Source organism: Undibacterium sp. Ji42W, assembly GCF_049340405.1.
Lineage (GTDB): Bacteria > Pseudomonadota > Gammaproteobacteria > Burkholderiales > Burkholderiaceae_D > Undibacterium.
The window spans coordinates 570,471-592,108 of sequence record NZ_JBMPOV010000002.1; the positions used below are offsets into that span (position 1 = coordinate 570,471).

At 49.8% G+C, this 21,638-nt stretch carries 12 protein-coding genes and 1 tRNA gene; 6 read left to right on the forward strand and 7 right to left on the reverse strand.

Features of this window, described 5'->3' with window-relative positions; genetic code table 11:
- Positions 1-105: 105 nt before the first annotated feature.
- From ACO0LG_RS05855 to ACO0LG_RS05880, 6 genes are all read right to left on the reverse strand, one after another.
- Positions 106-1,860, reverse strand: a complete 1,755-nt coding sequence (locus ACO0LG_RS05855; protein WP_423024237.1) for a methyl-accepting chemotaxis protein — start codon at positions 1,858-1,860, stop codon at positions 106-108.
- 556 nt (positions 1,861-2,416) lie between these two features.
- Positions 2,417-5,269 carry a TonB-dependent receptor domain-containing protein gene (locus tag ACO0LG_RS05860; protein ID WP_423024239.1) on the reverse strand — a complete coding sequence of 951 codons (2,853 nt, stop codon included), beginning with the start codon at positions 5,267-5,269 and terminating at the stop codon, positions 2,417-2,419.
- 843 nt (positions 5,270-6,112) lie between these two features.
- Complete coding sequence (locus ACO0LG_RS05865) at positions 6,113-7,120, reverse strand: AraC family transcriptional regulator ligand-binding domain-containing protein (RefSeq protein WP_423024241.1); 1,008 nt, start codon at positions 7,118-7,120, stop codon at positions 6,113-6,115.
- A 31-nt stretch (positions 7,121-7,151) separates the two neighbouring features.
- On the reverse strand, positions 7,152-8,216 hold the full coding sequence (locus ACO0LG_RS05870) for an NAD-dependent epimerase/dehydratase family protein (RefSeq protein ID WP_423024243.1): 1,065 nt from the start codon (positions 8,214-8,216) through the stop codon (positions 7,152-7,154).
- A 321-nt stretch (positions 8,217-8,537) separates the two neighbouring features.
- Entirely contained in the window at positions 8,538-11,318 is a 2,781-nt protein-coding gene (locus tag ACO0LG_RS05875) for a TonB-dependent receptor (protein WP_423024245.1), read from the reverse strand.
- A gap of 575 nt (positions 11,319-11,893) precedes the next feature.
- Complete coding sequence (locus ACO0LG_RS05880; protein ID WP_423024247.1) at positions 11,894-12,445, reverse strand: c-type cytochrome; 552 nt, start codon at positions 12,443-12,445, stop codon at positions 11,894-11,896.
- A 269-nt stretch (positions 12,446-12,714) separates the two neighbouring features.
- On the opposite strand from ACO0LG_RS05880, the gene ACO0LG_RS05885 reads away from it, so the two are divergent.
- The 4 genes from ACO0LG_RS05885 (at position 12,715) to ACO0LG_RS05900 (ending at position 17,222) form a co-directional block, all read left to right on the forward strand.
- Positions 12,715-12,791 (forward strand) — tRNA-Arg (locus ACO0LG_RS05885).
- A gap of 211 nt (positions 12,792-13,002) precedes the next feature.
- Positions 13,003-15,777, forward strand: a complete 2,775-nt coding sequence (locus tag ACO0LG_RS05890; RefSeq protein ID WP_423024249.1) for a M16 family metallopeptidase — start codon at positions 13,003-13,005, stop codon at positions 15,775-15,777.
- A gap of 81 nt (positions 15,778-15,858) precedes the next feature.
- On the forward strand, positions 15,859-16,392 hold the full coding sequence (locus ACO0LG_RS05895; RefSeq protein ID WP_423024251.1) for an HD domain-containing protein: 534 nt from the start codon (positions 15,859-15,861) through the stop codon (positions 16,390-16,392).
- 56 nt (positions 16,393-16,448) lie between these two features.
- Entirely contained in the window at positions 16,449-17,222 is a 774-nt protein-coding gene (locus tag ACO0LG_RS05900; protein ID WP_423024253.1) for a substrate-binding periplasmic protein, read from the forward strand.
- A 17-nt stretch (positions 17,223-17,239) separates the two neighbouring features.
- Here ACO0LG_RS05900 and ACO0LG_RS05905 read toward each other — a convergent pair whose 3' ends face one another.
- Complete coding sequence (locus tag ACO0LG_RS05905; protein ID WP_423024255.1) at positions 17,240-18,397, reverse strand: DNA polymerase Y family protein; 1,158 nt, start codon at positions 18,395-18,397, stop codon at positions 17,240-17,242.
- A gap of 311 nt (positions 18,398-18,708) precedes the next feature.
- Between ACO0LG_RS05905 and ACO0LG_RS05910 the strand changes: the two genes are divergently transcribed.
- A complete protein-coding gene (locus tag ACO0LG_RS05910) occupies positions 18,709-19,176 on the forward strand; it encodes a thioredoxin family protein (protein WP_423024257.1) in 468 nt (155 codons plus the stop codon).
- A gap of 51 nt (positions 19,177-19,227) precedes the next feature.
- Positions 19,228-21,543, forward strand: a complete 2,316-nt coding sequence (locus ACO0LG_RS05915) for a PAS domain-containing protein (RefSeq protein ID WP_423024259.1) — start codon at positions 19,228-19,230, stop codon at positions 21,541-21,543.
- The last annotated feature ends 95 nt before the right edge of the window (positions 21,544-21,638 follow it).

A 21,638-nucleotide genomic window follows, 5' to 3' on the forward strand; every position in this document is an offset into this window, starting at 1 on the left:
TCAGTATAAAAAACTTCCAACAGATTTCAAGGCCAGACACTATTCTCAACAATTGCGGCTTTCAGTGATATGGATTGATCTCCTCAGCACTGAAAACCAGCGATATCAGAATTCTTCCCATTCATCAGCGCTTGCAGAAGCCGCCTTTTTGGGAGTTGTCTTGGGTGCAGTCTTAGTTGCCGCTTTAGCGGCAGGCAATGATTTGACGGTGCTGCTCCTGGATTTAGTTTTGATCGAGGCCACAGGTTCGGCACGGCGTACTGGCGTATGTGCCATCGGCGGCGCATTATACTGGCTGCGTTCACCTGCATGCAGTTTGAAGACGCTGACCACTTTCGCCAGTTCAGAAGCCTGATCTTGCAGGCTTTGGGCAGCGGCTGCAGCTTGTTCCACCAGTGCAGCATTTTGTTGGGTAACGCCATCCATTTCGATAATCGCATGGTTGACATGTTCAATACCTACGCTTTGTTCCTGGCTCGCTGCACTGATTTCGGCAATGATGTCGGTCACATGTTTTACGCTGGAGACCACCTGGTCTATCGTGACACCAGCCTGGCCTACCAGCTTGGTACCGATTTCGACTTTCTCTACGGAAGTACCGATCAACGTCTTGATCTCTTTGGCAGCAGCAGCACTTCGTTGTGCCAGGTTACGCACTTCAGCCGCAACCACGGCAAAACCACGGCCTTGTTCACCGGCACGCGCAGCTTCTACTGCCGCATTCAAGGCCAGGATATTGGTCTGGAAAGCGATGCCGTCGATAACACTGATGATATCAACAATTTTTTTCGACGATTCATTGATGGAACCCATGGTATCAACCACCTGGGCAACCACTACACCACCCTGGCGCGCCACTTCAGATGCAGAAGCTGCCAGTTGATTGGCTTCACGCGCATTATCGGCATTTTGTTTTACCGTGGTCGTCAGTTCTTTCATCGACGATGTGGTTTTTTCCAGTGAGCTGGCTTGCTGTTCAGTACGGGAAGACAAGTCAAGATTACCGCTGGCGATTTCGCTCGATGCAGTAGCAATCGTATCTGTACCATTGCGTACCTGGGCAACTATATTCACCAGGCTGTCACGCATGTTTTTCATTTCATACAACAGACTGGCATTGTCACCATGCTTCAAATCGATAGGCGCAGTCAAGTCACCAGCTGCAATCTGGCCAGCGATAGTGGCAGCATAATCTGGCTCGCCACCGAGTTGCCTGAGCAAACTTCGGCTGATAAAGAAGGCGGCAAAAATACCTGCAGCCACTGCCAGTACACCCAGTATCGTCATCATGCTGGTCGCCGCCTTGAAGGCTGAACTTGCCTCTTCTGCAGTCTGGGTATTGAGTTTATCTTCCAGCGCGACGAGTTCATCCAGCGTATCCAGCCATTTTTTCTGTACCGGGCGCAGTTTCTTGATCAGGGTGATGGTCGCAGCTTCTGCATTGTTTGCCAGACCCAGTTCCTGCGCTTTGGCAGGTAAGGCGGCGGCGGCGGTTTCTGTTTCCTTCAATTTGCCGAGCAAGGTTTTTTTCTCTGACGAGACATTACCTTCTTCAGTTGCTATCTTGCTGAGCTTTTCGTCGGCTGCGGCATACTGTTTGGATTGCTCAGCAATCTTTTTCAGCTCCGGCTCCATATCACCAGCATCATTCAACAGGGTCAGATTGCGCAGCGACACCATGCGATCATAGACGATGGCGCGCATATCCAATGCCAGACGGGTCTCGGCATTGCTGACATTCACTATCTTTTCCAGCCGCCCCTGAATCTGCGACATTCTTGAAATGCCGACGAGGGTCACGGCAATTAAAAACGTCAAAACCAGAGCGAAGCCCAGTCCCAGACGCCTACTTACTGTCATTTTTGATAAATTCATTTGCTTGGCTGGTGTGAAAAATGGTTGAGGAAGATGGGAACACGGGTGTTATGAAATACTACTCTGAATGCTTACATTTGCTAACAAAATTGCTGTCAGGACACTTTTTTTTACAAATACCTGACGAAGCCTGCATTTATTGAAAAAACGATGGTCAATCAAGGGAAAAGCAAGCGACAAAGTTAGAAATATACTCGAATTTTGCCCACTAGCAAGGGCTTTTTACTGGTATTCCTCCTCTGTGAAAACCAAATCCAGGTAAATTTATTTGCATTTATGCAGCAATAGAAATTTGCTTATTTTTTACGCAGATTAACTATACTTGCCAGCTCCTGTGGCTGACTAAATTTTGTTCACGTTTTTCCCGATTTCTCCATGGCAATATCGTTTTGTTGGTAAATGACTCTCTTGCCAAAATAACCAGTTGCCTTATATGACCGCCAAGAAAATATATTTTCAAGTTTTGTTTAAATATGAAAATTTTTTGAAAAAAAACCCGGACGTATCCGGGTTTTTTGTTCATCTGTAAATATCAATACGATCAATATTTATATTGAGCTGTTACATAGAAGGTACGGCCCAGAGGGTCGGTATAGCGACCATCGTAACCAACCTGATTACCACCACCCGTATTGCGGATAGTGAATGGAGGATCAACATTGAACAGGTTGCGGATACCGCCAGTGATAGTCAGGTTTTTGATGACCTTGGCTTGCAACTGGTAATCAAAAGTTGTGTAGTTGCTGACATCGCGGTTCATATCTACATACCCCCCTACACTGCCGTCAGCGTTAACGGAACGGACATAAGCATCATCTGCAGTCGCGACTTTGTCATGGTAACCAGAACGGTAATTCATGGTCAGGCTATGTGTGTACTGATCCGACACTTTCAGAGAAGCGACCAGCCTGGAAATGATACGGAAAGTCACATCGTCATAAGAATCAAAACGGCCTATGCTGCTTTCTTTAGCCGCGCCCGGTACATCTTTTTCTGCCGTCAGCATATAAGTACCAGACCAGTTCACATTCAGCTTACCGATAGGTGTTGCTGATTTGAACGTCGCATCCCAGTCCAGGCCGGAATAACGGGAGCTGGCCAGATTCACAGGGCTACGGTTAGCCACCAGAACTTTGGACTTCTGGATAGGATCGTAGTACAGGGAGATGTATTGATCAGCCAGTGAAGGTGTAGTGAAAATCAAATCCTGAGACAATTTCTGGATCTGGTTTTTCAGTTTCACATCCCACCAGTCCAGACCCAGGGACAGGTTGCTGGTTGGTTCGAGGCGGAAGCCAAATGCTGCCTGCTTGGATTCTTCCGCTTTCAAAGCATCTGCACCTGTGCTTGGATTACCTTTTTTCAACAGGCCGTATTCAGACGTGCCGCGGCAATATGGGAAACGTGGGTCAGTTGCTTTAGTGATAGGGCAAGGGAAGAAATTCGAAGAACCATCGTTTTTCAATGGATCAGAAATATCATTCAGCGTTGGTGCCTTGAAGCCTGTGCCATAAGAGCCGCGCAGCATCAGGCTCTGGATAGGCTGATAACGTGCTGACAATTTGTAAGTTGCCTTGGAAACCGACACACCCTGAGTACCAGGTTGTGAAGCATTGCCATTGACGTCATAGCTGACATTGTCTTTCTTGACGGCGTCATAGCTGTCATAACGTACGGCTGCTGTCAGATCCATGTTCTTGATGACAGGCATCAGCAATTCGCCGAAAGTGCCCCAGCTTTTGCGGGAAGCAACCAGGCCCTGAGAACCGGTAGAGCCACCGATAATAACGTCAGTCCAGGCAGGATGCTGAGGACCAGGTCCTTGCACCATTTCGCTAGGCGCGTCATTGAAAGACTGCTTGGTTGTGTCTGCACCGAGACCCAATTGTGCCTTGCCGCCGCTCATGTCAAACAATTCTTTGGAGGCATGAGCACTCAGCACGTCAATCTTGGATTTGGTGACACTGAGATTTTCTTGCAATACCGCAGGTGCCAGGATGGCAGAAGCATTAGTATTGACGATGTAAGGATTGTAAGCACCAGATTTGACCAAAGCATCAAAACGGTTGGCGCTCATGTAGCCGGATACAGCGTCATCTTTTTCTGTATTTTCAGAATGCGTATAGCTGGCACTCAAATCCCAGCCCAGGTAATTGCTGTCCACACCCAGAACCAAATGGCGGGCTTCAGTCTTGTAATTATCTGCACGGCCACCTGCATCATTGGCGCGATAGTAGAAGAAGGCATCAGTCACATCATTAGGATTGATGCCTTGTCCTGCCAGCAGTGGCACAACAGACTTGTTATACGCACCGATGTAATTCGGATTGATGACTTTTTGGCCCGAGACCGGATCGGTGCTAAAAGTTGTCAGCGGCTGGGCTGGCGCAGCATAGCGTGCCTTGTTGGAAAAATTGGACATGACCAATTCACCAAACACGGTTGTGTCTTTGCCCAATTTCAAATTGCCGGAGGCGAAGAAGCTGTCACGCTTGAGTTCTGGCAAAAGTTGTACTGTCGCGGCGTAGTCATAGCGGCAAACGCCACCACGCTCAAATGTATTGGGACCATTACATTTTTTGGTATTCACCAGGTCAGGCGAGAATGTTGCGTTGTTGCCCAGGGAATCATAAATGTCGGCATTGGCTGGCGTGGAATTGATACTGGTCTGCCAAGTGGCGTACATCTTGCCATCTTTCATGAACTTCTGGACACCGGAATTCGCGAAGCTGCGTTGCGCCGCTTCCAGAGGTTTTTGTTCGTCATGGCTGTAGGCAAACAAGACATTGAAGCCGTCTTTTTCAGGATCGCCAAAGCCTTTGGAAATGGAGAAGTTACCGCTACGGCCACCGCTTTGTTGTGGGCTGGTCAAGGTTGCTTCTACATTCAGGTCTGTCTGGTTCTTTTTCAGAATGAAGTTGACGACACCGGCAATTGCATCTGAACCATACAGCGTGGACGCGCCGTCAGTCAAAATCTCTACGCGTTCAACTGCAGACAAAGGGATACTGCCCAGATTGACGGCACTACCTGTGCCATACGGTGCCATACGACGGCCGTTCAACAATACCAGGGTGTAGTCAGTACCAATCGCGTGGATAGAGGCAGACTGGCGACCAGCACCACCACCGTTGACTGAAGTGGATGCAGTGATAAAGCCCTGCATGGCAGGGAGGGCAGCGACGAGGTCGGCCACATTATTGGCGCCACTTTGTTCGATGTCTTTACGACTCAGGGTTTGCACAGGCAATGCGCCTTCTTGTGCTATACGTTTGATCGAGGAACCTGTGATTTCCACTTTTTGTACGTCTTGCGACATCGCTGGTTGTGCCAGCAAACCTGCACCGACCGCGACACCACCCAGGAACATCAGGCGTACGGATCGGGCCAACATTTTTTCTACCATGACTAAACCCCCAAAAATGTAACTAATGAGCGAGGCCGCCTGGACAAGATCCCGGTTGGTAACCAGAACCCCCTATTTGCCCACAGCAGCCAAATCTTTTTTAGATTTTTTCTGCCGGAAAATGATCAAAAGCAATTCGTCGCAATTTGTTCATCATTTGTCTGTTTCAATTACTGTTACATTTTCCGAAAAAAAATCTCCTTGTCATGGAACCATTTGAAAACTTTGATGTCAAGACCGCTTATTTCGTTTCGAAAACGTAAATTTTCTCGCTATCAAGCTAAATTGTTAAAAATGTGCAGGTGATAAAATTACGCAAGATCAACTGTTGTGTAATAACGTCGGCCTGCGATATTTATATTTAATTTAGCCAATTATTCATATCCAAGAATTTGCACGCGGCTAAAAGCCTAAATGACAGGATAAAAAATGGGCATTTATAGACCTTGCACCATTTTGGACTGCAAATGCTATTGCTTTTTTCATCATCTGAAATTTGTATGTACAATTTCAGCTAATTTCAGCAATTTGAGATAGGGAATAATCTTTCCGACAAGAACTATAGAGCGCCTCATTCAATGACTTGAGCTGTCTCTTAATGACAACACGTTATGCTTCATGCATAAAATGTTATGTGTTTTAATGACAATACTCCATTCCGAATCACCGTCATTAAATGGCAATACGCATGCTCAAACTGGCGATAAGTCAGCAAATCCCGTCTATGCTTAGTCAGAAATGAGGGCCGACTTCAGCAATTGTGGCGGCGTCAGGCCCAAAGAAGCATTCGATTCTCCGGATAGATTTGTCAATCCAAGCAGCACAGCAATCTCAATGTGTCGTTTTGACCAAGTCGTGCCGGTAAGCGGCGGGAGTATGACCTGTCCAGTCCTTGAATGCCCTGATAAAGGAATTCACTTCCTGAAATCCTAATAAGTAAGCAATCTCCCCCTGAGAAACAGAAGCACTGCTCAGGTAATGTTGCGCCAGTTGCTGGCGCGTGTCGTTGAGTATGTGCTTGAAACTGGTGAATTCCTCACGCAGTTGCCGCTGCAAGCTGCGCTTGCTGAGGGCCAGATGTCCGGCGACAGCCTCTATCGAATACTCGCCTGCCGGTAATCCCTCCAGCAATACTGCCCTGACACGCTCAGCGATCTTTGCCGTTGCATCCAAGGTGGACAGGCGCTTGCGCAAACCCGGTTCGAAGTATTGCCACATCGCTTCATTGGCAGTCAGGAAGGGTCTGGCTGCATCCTGAGCGGAAAAGGTCAGCCGTATAGACGCACCCTTTTTTGTGGGGCGACCAAAGTATGCGGCATAGTCGTCCATGCTTGCTGGCACTTCTGGCAGCATCACCTCCAATGGAATCACGCGATAGCGTGTGCCCAGGCGGACGAGTTGCGTGAGAAAGACCAGCTCCGTCATCGCCAGGCTCTTGGGAATATGGCCGACATTGCCATAGCATTCCAGTGTTATTACTGTCTTTGCCTGCCCGGCCTGCAAGCTCAGCGTCATCGGCCCGACCAGCTTCTTGAATGCGGATAGTCGTTGCATAGCGACATTGAGGTTGGGGCTGCACAAACTCGCGAAAATCGGCGGGTCAAATGCCTCGACCGAGATGGTCGCGCCAACCAACAGCGGCAGTGATGCAACTCCCGCCAAGGTCTCTATCGCTTGCCACAAACCGAAATACTGGGCCGCCGTAATCGTACTGTCCTTGCGCGTAAACAGATCTGCTGGCAGCTGCGCCAGACGTAGCAAGTGATCTGGATTAAGCCCCATGTCGCTAAGCAGCAGTCGCCAGCCAGGCTGGACAGAGAAATGGGTCGCTTGTTTCATTTTTTTCAGATCACCCTGCTCAGGTTGAAACTCAAGGCTTGGGAATCTGCCCACTGTCTATCATTTGCTGAAACATATCCTGAATTGTAACTTGCAAGGGGCGGTAGGACATCCTGAGTTCCCGTATGCTCTTGCCATTATCGGCCCGCCAGACATAAGCGACATTCCTGGAAATCATTTTGCGCGTGATGCTTTTATCAGCAAGAGGTGCCACCAGCCAGACCAGCCATTTTGGCAGGATACGGCGCGGTACCGGGTAGGCATTGTATTTTGGCAACAGGGCCTGGGCTATCATGGGCAGCGAACTGTCATGTCCTGAAACGATATGGCGTCCCCTGGCATCTGGCAGATAGGCGGCGCGCAGATGAGCTTCGGCCACATCGCGCACATCGACTGCACCGCAGCCTATATCAGGTATGCCGGCTTTCATACGCCCATCCCCCAACTGTCGGACGACATTAAAACTTTCCGAGGAAGTTCCTTGCCTACTCAGGCCGGGACCAAGAATGAAGCTGGGGTTAATGACAACCAGGCTCCAGCGAGTCTGCTGCCTGGCAATTTCCCATGCCGCCTGCTCAGCCACGGTCTTTGAGTAGGAATAGGGCACATGTTGCAATGAGGAGCTGGTATTCCAGATGTCTTCGGTCAATACCTGGCGGGGAGTGTTGGCAACATCCGCACAGTCACCATAAATAGCGGCGCAACTGCTGGTCAGTACCACGCGTGTTACTGATGCGGTCTCGCTAGCGGTTTCCAGCACATTTTGTGTCCCCAGCTTTGCCGGATCGACAAGATCCTTTTGCGCATCGCTGACGTCCAGCTTGAATGGGGAAGCGGTATGGAAAACGATCGCACATCCCTGCATGGCCTCAGCATAGGAACCCTGGTCAAGCAAGTCGGCCTTGAAATAACGTATGCTGCCCGGCAATTTAAGCGCCATCTGGTCAATATGCGCAAGCTTCTCCACATCGCTGGGGTTACGAACGGCGGCATGGACGGTGACACCTTCTTCCAGCAAGCGTTTCACTATCCAACCGGCGACGTAGCCGGTGGCTCCGGTCACCAAAACAGGTTTGGTCTTGTCAATGTTCAACATGCTTTGCTCTCACAGGTTTCAGTTCATAGGAATGCCTGCCATGTAGCAGCTCCGGCAGCAACTTTGATTGACATTTTCCCCTGTGGCTTGCGGGCAAGCTCCATCAAAACGCGCCACATGATATGCAATGCACGCCACAGGCATGAAAACCATGGGCAAGCCGCACACTTGTACAGATAAGGCGCGCGGCGCGTCATAAAATAAAAACCCCCACAAGCAAGCTTGTGGGGGTTTTTACTTTTCAACCTGCATTTGTACTGGCATCACCGGTGCAAACCTGGTGATGCCCAAACTCAGACTATGCTGTCAATTACGTCAACATTAGAATGTGTAACGTCCACCGATGTTCCAGTAACGGCCAACTGCGCCGGATTGATGCAAGGATGGGTTGTAGTTGATACGACCATAAGTCTGGACGTCCAACGGTGCCATCTTGTCGAACAAGTTAGTGATGGATGCTGTGAATTCCAGGTTTTTGGACATTTTCCATTTACCGAACACGTCTACTGTCGTGAATGACGCTATACGGCAACCGAGGTAAGGCTTACCGTTGGCATCAACGTCCAGGCAATCGCCACCGATTTCATTGGTGTCGCTGATGCTCGATACATGGTTGACGTTACCAGACAATGTCCAAGGACCACGTTCCCAGCCCAGGCTTACGCTGACTTTAGTACGTGGTGTACCACCGTCACCGGACAGGTTCACGTCACCGTGAGTACCAGCAAATTCATGCACAGTACCGTCAGCATCCGTCCTTCTGAACTCGTTCATGTAAGTAACGACCAGGCCAGCATTCAACTTGCCGTTGCTGCCCATGTCGTACTTGGCACGCATATCCAGATCCAGACCGGAAGTTTGTGTCTTACCAGCATTCAGGTAAGGCGCTTTCACCATCAGGATAGGACCAGCCAGGCCAGGGAAATTGGTTGTTGCTTCACCGCGAACGATTTGCGCATCTGGGTAGCCAGCTGGATTAGCAACAATCGCACCTGGATCAGAACCGCTGATTTCACCATCACGGACAATTTTCCACCAGTCCAGAGAGATACTGAAGTTCTTGATCGGTTCTACAACCAGACCAAGGCTGTAGCTCTTGGAGGTTTCAGGCTTGATGTTTTTGTTGCCGACCGTGATTGCACCAACTTGTTGTGATGAGCAGTCTGCTGGCAATTTGGTAACAGCGCAACGGATAGGATCGCTGGCGATATTGGTAAATGCAGCTACTGCAGAATCACCGTTCTCTGCCGCGCTAGGGGCACGGAAACCTTCAGCATACGTACCACGGAATGCGATAGCATTAGTTGGTGTGTATTTGAAGCCAGCTTTAGGTGTAGTGGAACGACCATAGTCAGAGTATTTGTCTGAACGTGCAGCCAGTTGGAATTCCAGGGATTTTAATACCGGGATAGCCAATTCTGTGTAGATCGCGCTAACGTTGCGTGAGCCTTTTGCAGCAGAATAACCCAGACCAGCGATGTCATTGATGTTCGTAAATGGCGTTGCTTCGCTGTTGGTTTCTTCTTTACGGTACTCAGCACCTACCGCGATAGCCAATGGGCCACCTGGCAATTGTGTCAGTTCACGCGTTGCCTTGAAATCTACGGATGTGCTCTTTGTTACGCCGGAGTTCACCAGAGTTGGAGAGACCAGTGCCAGTACGTCAGGCGTATTGATACGGCCTTGACCAATGCGGAAAGTACCATTTGCCACTGCTGCTTTCAACGCAGATTGACGGTAGTAACCATTTTGAGTCTTGTCTGTTTTGCTTTCAGCATACAGGAAGCCAGCATCATAATCCCACTCAGCAACTGTACCTTTTACGCCAGCGAGGAAACGGGTAACTGTGGTTTCCAGATCGGCAGTACGTGGACGGGTAGTATCGATCCAGCGTGGACGTGCGCGCGCATCAGCAAACGGATTGTCTGGATGACCGATAGGCAGCAGCAACTGGTCAGGACCTGTACCAGTGTTGTTGACACGGGCATTCACCAGATCGAAACCAGCGCCGGTCAAACCGGATGGTGTTGTCTGTGTTTTTGCCTTGCTATTGAACAAACCCAATTCTGTGTACGCCGTAGTTTTGTCATTGATGGCAAAAGTACCGCGTGCATACAGATTCAGGTTTTGAGTTTCTGGCTGAACAGTTTGGTACGCAACTGGGTCAAACAAGCAACCGCCGCCAGCATTATCCAACGATGTGCCGCCAACTGGGTCGAGATTTGCTGCGGAGCAAGTACCTGGCAATTGTTGAACGCCACGGCCAGGGATAGCAGCACCCGTTGCACTTACTGGACGTACTGTACCCAATGCATTGGAACCACCTGCATTACCGGATGTGATGAAACCAACACGTTGATCGCGGCCACCCCATGGACGTGCATCAGCCTGGCCGATGTAGTCGCTACGGTCTTTTTGCCAGATTTTTTCTTGCTTCTTGGCATCAATCGTCATGAACAGATTGTATTTATCTGTTTGCAGATTACCGAAACCGATCGCAGCGGATGCGCTCGTGGTGCGGCCATCGCCACGGGAAGACTGGCCAATATTGGCGGAAACAGATTGACCTACATAGTTTTGACGCAGAATAATGTTGACCACGCCGGCGATAGCGTCAGAACCGTAAATCGCGGAAGCGCCGTCTTTCAGGATCTCGATACGATCAACTGCATCCAGCGGGATGGAGTTCAGATCGACGAAGCTGCGTTGGCCGTCATCACCGAAACCATACGGTGCTGTGCGGCGGCCGTTGATCAGCACCAAAGTGGAGCTAACGCTCAGACCACGCAGGGAAACGCCGGAAGCACTACCAGCGAAGCCGTTAGTGAAAGAGCCGCTGACACTACCGTTATTGTCAGCAGAGATACTGCGGACCACATCAGCGATAGAAGTTTTTCCTGATTGTTCGATGTCTTTACGGCTCAGGATTTGAGTCGTTGCAACACCTTCTGTTTCAGTACGCTTAATACTGGAACCGGTAATTTCAACTTTCTGTACACCTTCTTGTGCGAAAGTCGGTTGAGCCATCATACCCATGCTCAACAACAAACCACTGGAACAGATCAGTCTTACTGATCTTGAAATTGTTTTTTCTTTTATCACTATTGCGCTCCGTTCTTTATGTGTTCTAAACAAAATTCGGCAAAAACCAAACAAACTTTGCCAAATTGCAAAATTACCAAACAATATGGAAATTTTTTTTTACGCGTGGGAAATTTTGAGAAATAACTTTCAAAAAATTTGCCTCAGCATGAGAACATCTAAGAGATTCCATTGTCAATATTGATAGAATGCATGCAGCAAAAAAACAACAAGATGGAATTATGGCAAGATACAGACATACAGCAAGGTCTGCATTTGACTATGAAAACAGAAGGAAGTTCCGCAAAAAGGCGAAATTTTTAAGTTAATAGTGACCGATGGAAACATTGTTATTGAAGCAATGATTCTCATTTCGTGAGGTCATTTGGAATGACAATTAGCTCACGGGAATTTTGCACCAAAATGTATCAAAATAAAACAGTTTGTACCAGTAAATATCTTATTTTGACTATATTTAACTGAAATTCAATGTAATTTTCAGCTTGATTGGCTTGGAAGTACGGACAAAACAAACAAAAAACCCCGGCGCACCGGGGTTTTTTGTTTGCCTGAGTGAAAGGCGAATACTGAAAAGCTTATTTTGCCGATGCTTCGGCCGACGCCGCAGTAGCAGGGGCTGCCTTTACTTCAGGTTCCTTGAACTTGGCACCACCGGCATTAGCCAGATGAACAACTGCACGGGCAACTTCGATATCGTCGAGGTCAGGATTACCACCTTTGGCAGGCATGGCACGCAAACCACCCAAAGCATTGGCGACTACTTTATCGTAACCCTGGGCAATACGTGGGCCCCAGGCAGCAGCATCGCCAAATTTAGGAGCACCAGCTGCACCAGTGTCATGGCAAGCTGAACAGATGGTTTTGTATACTGTTTCGCCAGATTGCAGAGTCTTTGGAGCATTGGCGTCCTTGAAATTGAAACCCTGGTCAGCCACCGGACTGATACGGGTAGCTACTGCTTCTGGTGTCAGGGCAGAAGAACCTGCGCCGACTTTTTTGTCATTCGATACGTACTGTACCAGCAAGACAATGACGATAATGGGTACCAGGAATCCGGCGAGGATAGCAACGATGAGTTGCTTAGGGGTCTTGATCGCTGATTCGTGTTCGTCGTGCGCGTCGCTCATGGTTTCCTCAATGCAAATGAATTAGATACAGAAAATCTGTTCGTCTATGCTGGCAGGCAATTGAACCGCGCACGCCAAAGCTTGGAATTATAGAGCGAAAGCGTCGCGTTTGGAATGAAAAGCAAGCTGCACGCGCCAAGAATACGGAAAATCTGGCTGGTTTAACGACAATTTCCCTGCTTTCATACGCAAGGCTAGGCACAATTTGGGTTAGAATGTTGCCCTTGCATTACCCCTGTATCACTTATGCATATCTCTGCATAATCTACGCGCCAGTAGCTCAGTTGGATAGAGTACAGCCCTCCGAAGGCTGGGGTCGCACGTTCGATTCGTGTCTGGCGCGCCATTATTTTCTTCCCGTTTCACCCTTTCCCCTGCTGCACTTGGCATTTTTGTATGTCCTGGTTGCTTTTCTTGATATATTTGTACTAAGCTTGACTGCTTTACATTTGAACCAGACTCGATTCGCTAGTCTGAATCACGGCTACTGCCATGCCCGGTCATGGAGATGCCGCCCCTCATTGCTTGGTATTTACTATATTCATAAAGGTCGCTACATGAAATCATCGCGCATGCAACTCAGCAGCTTGAGTCTGTCCCTGGCACTGGCTTTTACTACCCTGGTGCACATACCGCCCGCCATTGCGGCAGAAAATGCGGCAACGGCCAAAGCCGCGCTGCCTGCCGGTGTGCAATTTGTGCGTCAGGTTGAGGGCATAGATGAATACCAGTTGGCGAATGGCATGCGCGTTTTGCTGGTACAAGATGCCAGCAAACCAACCACCACCGTTAACATTACTTACCGCGTTGGCTCACGCCATGAAAATTATGGCGAAACCGGCATGGCGCATTTGCTCGAACATTTGATGTTCAAGGGCAGTAAAGCCCATCCCCGCCTGTGGGAAGAAATGTCGCAACGCGGCGTGCAATTCAATGGCACCACCTGGCTGGACCGCACCAATTATTATGAAACCTTTGCGGCCAAGCCTGAAACCCTGGCGTGGGCGATCAGCATGGAAGCTGACCGCATGGTCAATTCCCGCATTTCAGGCGAAGACTTGAAAACTGAATTCTCGGTCGTGCGCAATGAAATGGAAAAGAATGAGAATTCCGGCGTCGGCATTCTCATGCAGCGCATCATGTCCAGTGCCCACCAGTGGCATAACTATGGCAAGGACACCATAGGCGCGCGTACGGACGTCGAGAATGTCAATATCCCGCACCTGCAGGCTTTCTGGCGTAGATACTACCAGCCCGACAATGCCACACTGATCGTGGCGGGTGCCTTTGATGCCAAACAGGCGCTACAATTCATTGCCACCCAGTTTGGCAAAATACCGAAGCCAAAACGTGCACTGGAACCTACGTATACATTAGACCCTGTGCAAGATGGCGAACGCGATGTCATTGTGCGCCGTGTCGGCGATTCACAAGTCATCGCGGCGCTGTATCACACCGTGCCTGCCGCCCACCCTGATTATGCTGCGACAGAAGCGCTGGCGCTGATCCTGGGCGACACACCCAATGGCCGTCTGTATAAAGCGCTGGTAGAAACCAAGAAAACTGCGGATGTCTTCCCCTGGGCCGCGAATCTGGAAGAACCAGGCTTTTTGATGCTTGGTGCAAACTTGCGTACCGAGCAAAACCTGCCAGAAGCCAAAAAGATCTTGCTCGACACCATAGAAAGCTTTGACAAGTCACCAGTGACTGAAGCAGAACTGGCAAGGGCCAAAGCCAAACTGGATTCAGACATTGCCCAGATCTTCAATGATCCGGAAAAATTTGCCGTGTCCCTGTCTGAAAACATCGCCTCTGGCGACTGGCGCTTGTTCTTCCTGTTCCGCGACCGCGTCAAGGCACTCAAGGTGGATGATGTACAACGTGTCGCCACCACCTGGCTAAAATCCAGCAACCGCACTTCGGGCAGTTTTATCCCTACCGAAAAACCTGACCGCTCTCCAGCACCTGCCAAGGTCGCGGTGGACGAGCAGATCAAGCAATTCAAACCCGGCGTGGCAATCGCCCAGGCAGAAAACTTTGTCGCCTCTGCCGACAATATCGACAAACGTACTGTGACAGGCGCACTCAGCAATGGCTTGAAGTATGCGCTGTTGCCCAAGACCACACGCGGCAATACGGTCGTGCTGTCCATGCATATCAACCTGGGTGATGAAAACAGTTTGAAGGGCAAAGCCGGTGCCGCCGAGCTGGCTGCTGCCATGCTCAACCGTGGTACAGAAAAACTCAGTCATCAGCAATTTACTGAAGAACTCGACAAGCTCAAGGCCAAGCTGCAAATCAATGGCAATGCAACCATGGTCAATATCCAGGTAGAGACCATACGCGACAATCTGCCACGCGTCTTGGAACTGGTGCGCGATTCCTTGCGCCAGCCGGCTTTCAATGAAGCTGAATTCACGCAATTGCTGAATTCACAGCTGGCACAACTCGAAGAGTCCCGCAAGGAACCTCAATCCGTCGCTGTTGATGCAGGCAAAAAAGCCCAAAACATTTACGCCAGTGATGACCCGCGCTACTACCGCAGCATTGATGAACAAATTGCTTACCTGAAAACGGCCAAACTGGCCGATGCCAAGGCATTCTGGAAAGAATTTTATGGTGCCAATCATCCGGGCCAGGCGCAAATTGCCGTAGTGGGCGAGTTTGATGCCAATAAAGTAAAAACGGAATTGCAAACTGCCTTTGGCGACTGGAATACGCAGAAAAAATTCACACGCGTCGCCAGACCTTATCAGGCCACCAAGGCAGATGATAAACAAATCATCACACCGGACAAGGCAAACGCTTTCTTCTATGCCGGCATGCAACTGCCACTGGGTATCAAGCACCCTGATTACCCTGCGCTGGTACTGGGCAACTACTTGCTGGGTGGCAGTGCCAACTCACGCATACTGAATCGCATACGTCAAAAAGATGGTGTCAGTTATGGTGGTGGTTCTGGTTTCAATGCCTCTGCCCTGGATGAAGTCGCGAGTTTTTCCATGGGTGCTATTTATGCACCGCAAAACCGTGCCAAGCTGGAAACCGGCATACGTGAAGAAATCAACCGTGTACTGACCGAAGGTTTCACACAGACAGAACTGGAAGATGGCAAGAAGAGCCTGATCCAGCAATACCAGCTTGAACGCAGCCAGGACGCCGCACTGGCACCAACACTGGCGAACAATCTCTACCTGGGCCGCAATATGCAATACCGCGCCGAAGTAGAGAAAAAAATACAGGCACTGACCGTGGCACAGGTAAAAGAAGCTATGGCCAGACATCTGGGATATGAAAAAACCGTGCGCGTATTCGCTGGCGATTTCAAGTAATTAGTTTTAGTAATTTTTAAGAAGTGGGCTTGCACGTCATTCTGTGCAAGCCTTTTTTGTTGCTTGACATAACTACTTATTATGCTCAACACCACCACTGACGCTTACCAGTTGGTGTCACAACTTGGTGCAACAGAACGCCTGATCACCCATGTCAAACTGGTCGGTGAAGCAGCGGATATGCTGGTCGCCCAATTTGGAGAAATGGATTTGGTGTTCGATGCAAACCTGATATGTCTTGGTGCCGCCATCCACGATGCCGGAAAAATCCTGCATCCCAATGAACTGGATGGACCCGGTTCCCTGCATGAGCCTGCTGGTGAAAAAATGCTACTGGAACAAGGCGTGCAGAGTATCATCGCCCGCTGTTGTGTCAGCCACGCGCAATGGCAAGAGGATGGCCTGAGCCTGGAAGAGTTAACGGTCGCTACAGCAGACAAGTTATGGAAGGGCAAACGCGAGGCGGAACTGGAAATGAAACTGATCCAGGCCATCGTATTGCAAAAGCAAGTTGTGCACTGGGATATCTTTACCTCACTGGATGATGCATTTGAAACAATTGCCGCTAGCGGCAGTGACAGGCTGGAACGCAGCAGGTATGTAACTATCTCTTAAAGTTGTCCAGGCATACTTGCGCTACACTCAGTTTTTGTCCGCGCTAGCTTTATGCCATGAGTGTACGGTTGTTCCGTTTTCTTTTTATCATCGCTGCCGGTTTGTCAGGTGCGTTGTCTCTGGCTGCCGACAGACCTGTCATGCAACTGGCATCGCTGGAGTGGGCGCCATACGTAGGTTCACACCTGCCAGATGAAGGGCTGACATCGGTTATCGTCAAGGCAGCCGCCTTGCAAGCGGGGATAGATACCCATATCAGTTACACTCCCTGGAGCCGTGCTGTGCAACTGGGGCTCAATGATCCTGCTTACGCTGGTTATTTTCCTGCCTTTTATTTGAAGGAGAGAGAAAAGACCTGTTATTTTTCAGCCCCGTTAGGTAATAGTATCGTCGGCCTGGCTGCGTTAAAAGACAAGCATTTCGACTGGAAAAATTATGCTGACCTGAAAGGCCTGACCATAGGCGTGGTGCAAGACTATGCCAATGGTGAAGAATTTGACGCCCAGGTCAAAAAAGAGCAGTTAAGACTTGATGTGGCACCATCAGACATCAGCAATTTACGCAAACTGATGGCAGGTCGGGTCGATCTTGTGGTCATCAGCAGGGATGTTTTGCGGCAGTTGCTGATCACCGAGTCCAGCCTGAAAAACGGCCAGGACAGCATTGTTTTTCATCCCAGGGAAGTCACCAATTTTTCACTGCACATCTGCTTCCAGCGTAATGAGCGGGGATTAAAATATCAACAACTCATCAATCCTTACCTGGAAAAAATTAATCTGAGGAAAATTGAAAACCTGTATTTCCAGCAAATGCAAAGTGCCCAGCCGTAAATCAGGTGTTCCCGGCATCAAAGATTATCAAACAGCATGCCCTGGCTGACTTGCCGCTCATTGCTGACATCCGCCTCTCTCACCAGGGCACTAGCCCTGACGCCTAACAGGCGAAAGCGGTTTTCCAGTGCCACTCTACGCAAACATTCCCCGGCCGTCCTGCGTATGACGGCAGGGTCAGCCGTTGCGACAGGAATGGTGATGTCGCGTGTAGAAATACGAAAATCCGTGTAACGGATCTTGATACCCACGGTTTTGCAGCGGTAACCCTTTGTTGTTAAATCCATCGCCAGGCGGGTGCAGAGATCAGTGAAAATTTCGGTCAATACTGCCCTGTCATGTACGGCATGCAAGTCGCGGTCAAAGGTGGTTTCCCTGCTGATGACCTTGGGCTCTGACTCTGTCGAAATCTCCCTGTCATCAATCCCGCGCGCGGCGTTATACAGCCACCCAGCATAATTACTGCCAAAGGTCGTTTGCAGCAAGCCCAAATCTGCATTTGATAGCTCGCCCACGGTATTGATGCCCAAGCTTGCCAGGCGCTCAGTTGATTTTGGGCCTATCCCATTCACTTTTTTCACCGGTAGCGGCCATATGCGCGTTGGCACGTCCTCCATATTCAAGATGGTCAGGCCATCAGGTTTATCCAGATCAGAACCAATTTTTGCCAGCAGTTTATTGGGAGCGACACAAATTGAGCAGGTAAGACTGGTTGCCTCGGAGACGGCCCGCTTCAGGCTGCTCGCCAGTTCGCGCGTTTCTTGCGGATGGTCGCTCAGGTCGATATAGATTTCATCTATGCCGCGGTTTTCAATTTTGGGCGCAATCTTGCCGACCGCTTCTTTAAAAAGCCGGGAATAATGGCGATATGAATCAAAGTCGGTAGGAAGTAAATAAACATCGGGAGCCAGCTTCGCTGCCTTCATGATGCCCATCGCAGAAAATATGCCGAGTGCCCGCGCTGCATAAGTCGAGGTGGTAGCGACTCCTCGCCCGACATAATCTTTGATGCGCGAAAATTCATGTGTACCATCGCCCTTGGGAATCGGGCGATGTGAAGAGCCACCACCTATGAGTACGGCCTGCCCTTTGAGCTCTGGATATCTTAGCAATTCAACAGATGCATAAAATGCATCCATGTCCAGATGGGCAATCCGGCGTGGTTTGTTATTCATCACAAGCAATAATGGACTTGAAATACATCACATTGAAACGCGGTAGCATGGGTGATTGTTAGCCATGCGTAAAAACAATCATAGACATATTGAATAATCTTTTTCAAAGCAGGACTGACAGACATAGACGGTAATGTCTTATTTTATCCTGAATTCTGCAAATAACTGAATATACGTACAGCAAAATAAGATTTACCTGAAACAAGGAATTACAGCAACATGCTGTTTAAGCTAAGATAGACTCACTCAATATTTGCTAGTTTCTGGCACCACGTTTGTTACATTCCCCTGAATTTTCAGATGAGGCTATGATGAAAAAATTGCTTTCCCTTATTTTTGCATTCAGTCTGGTATTAGCTGTCACTCCAGCCAGCGCGGCCCCGCCCCAGGCTTATGACGAAACAGCCGATGCGCAGGCAGCAATCAACAAGGCGCTGGCAGAAGCCAAAAAGGTAGATAAAAAAGTTCTTGTCGTCTTTGGTGCCAACTGGTGCAAAGACTGCCTGGAACTCGACAAATCCATGCATGGCAAGAACGAACCGCTGCTGGCTACCAAGTTCATCACTGTTAAAGTCAATGTCGGCCAGTTTGATAAAAACAAGGAGCTGGTGGATTTCTATGGCAATCCTACCAAGAAAGGCATTCCTGCAGCTGTCTTGCTGCGGCCTGACAATAGCGTCTTGTTCGCCTCCAAGGGGGGTGAATTGTCGAATGCACGCAAGATGAGTGAACAGGGCGTCTACGATTTTTTTGACGAAATCACGGCGCTCTACCACTGATAGCCTTGACAGGTATGGAAAAGATCAACGGGCATGTCTGAGTTACCTACAATGTCAGCCAAGCTTGTGCCAGAAGAAACCGAGCTGGCGGCATTGCAACGCAGCCACGCCCTGCTATCCCATTTTTCCCGCTGCCTGCCGGGCATGTTTTATCAATTTCGCCGTTATCCAGACGCTCGCTTTTGCCTGCCCTATGCCAGTGAGGCAGTAGAAACCTTTTTTGGCGTCAAAGCAGAGCAATTGCGTGAAGATGCCAGCTTCATGTTTGCCAAAGTGCATCCCGATGATTTGCCAAAAATGATCGTGGCTGTACGCAAATCCTTTGTCGAACTCAGCCCGTGGCATCAGGAATACCGCATCGTTGCAGCTGGCCAGCCGGACCGCTGGGTAGTCGGCGATGCTACCCCGGAACGCTTGCCTGATGGAAGTGTGCTGTGGCATGGCTTTTTAAGTGACAATACCGAACGCAAGCTGACCGAGCAAAGACTGCTGGCAGCAGAGCGTCAGCGCAGCCTGGTCATGAAAGCTTCAAACCAGGGTTTGTATGATATCAACCTGCAATCCGGTGAAGGCAGCTTCAGTCCTGAATACTTGCAGATGTTGGGTTACGATCCTGGCGACTTTGCTCACCCCCAGCAGTTCTGGGATTATTTTTGGGGCACGGGTGTCCATCCAGATGATGTCGCGAATCTGAAACGCGCCTATAAAGCCCATGCAGCGGCGCAAGGCGGTGCTGATTACCATGCAGAATTCCGGCAAAAAAACAAGGCAGGCGAATGGCGCTGGATCATGTCGCTAGGCAGCATTGTTGAATGGGACAGCAAGGGCAAGCCCTTGCGCATGGTCGGCACCCACATCGATATCACCGAGCGCAAGCAGACCGAAGAAATGCTGAGGCAAAACCAGGCGCTGCTCGAGTCCAACAAGAACCGCTATAAAGAGCTGGCCAGGGAACTGGAAATCCTCATCACCAATGCCCCTGTGGGCATCATGTTTGTCAGCGATGGCGTGATTGTCAGGGCCAACAAGGCACTGGCAGAACTATGCCGCTTCCCTGATGCCCAGGCCATGATAGGAGTCAAAACCACTTTCCTGTATCAGGGGCGAGAGGATTATGAAGCCTTCAGTGCCCAGGTCACGCCAGGACTGTTGGCTGATGAACTGGTGGAACTTGAATGGCATTTGCGCCGCTTCAATGGCGAATCATTCACTGGCCGCGTGGCCGGACGTGCCTTGCCGACTGAAAGCTATGTGCGCGGTGCCGTCTGGATGATAGAAGACGTCACCGAGCAAAGGGCAACCCTGGACGCCTTGCGCACTAGCGAACAGCGCCTGCAAAGGTTGATGAATTCCAGCCTGATCGGCATTATCCAGGGCAATGAAGCAGGTCAGATACTGGAGGTGAATGATGTATTTACCCAGTTCAGCGGCTATGACAGGGATTACCTGCTGACCCAGGACAGTGCCTGGGAAACCTTGCTGTCGCCGCACGATTTGAAGATTTGCCAGCAAGCCTATAAAGACCTGATACACACTGGCACCACCGCCCCTTTCGAGATCATGCTGTTGCAAAGCGGGAATACAGGAGTACCCATTCTGGTCGGTCTCAGCCATCTGGAAAATTCTGAACGCGGCTGGGTCGCCTTTGCGATGGATATCAGCGACAGGCTGCGCATGAACCGTTTGAAAACAGAATTCATTTCCGTCGTCAGCCATGAATTGCGCACACCACTCACCTCAATACGCGGATCCCTGAGTTTGCTGGAGTCAGGCGTTAGCGGCGTCTTGCCCAAACAGGCCGAACACCTGATACGCATCGCCCACAATAACAGCAAGCGCCTGATCACCCTGGTCAATGACATCCTGGACATGGACAAACTGGCCAGCGGCAAGATGATCTTCCGCTCAGAAGCACTGGACCTAGTGGCATTGGTACAAAATGCGCTGGAACTGCATACATCATATGCCAGTTCACTCAAGGTCAACCTGGTACTTGATCACCACCCGCAACAGGCCTGGATACTGGCTGACCATGACAGGCTCATGCAAGTCATGGCTAACCTGATTTCGAATGCCGCCAAGTTTTCGCGTGAAGGCGAAACCGTGTTATTGCGTGTGTTTGGCAAAGGCCCGCGTTACCGTGTTGAAGTGCGGGACAGAGGCGTAGGCATCGCCGTGGAATTCCAAGAACACTTGTTCGAACCCTTCACCCAGGCCGATGGCACGGACACCCGGCAAAAAGGCGGCACCGGGCTGGGTCTGTCCATCACCAAAGCCATGCTGGAAAAAATGCATGGACAAATCGGCTTTGCCAGTACAGCGGGTCAAGGTTCGACTTTCTGGTTTGAGTTTGATGTGTATCGTTGATTAGAACTCATTTTAGAAATAGGGTGAGATGCGTTTGCCTCATAACGTGGGTTGGCAAGACGGACGAGGCAGTCAATAGTTTTGCCTATTAATAA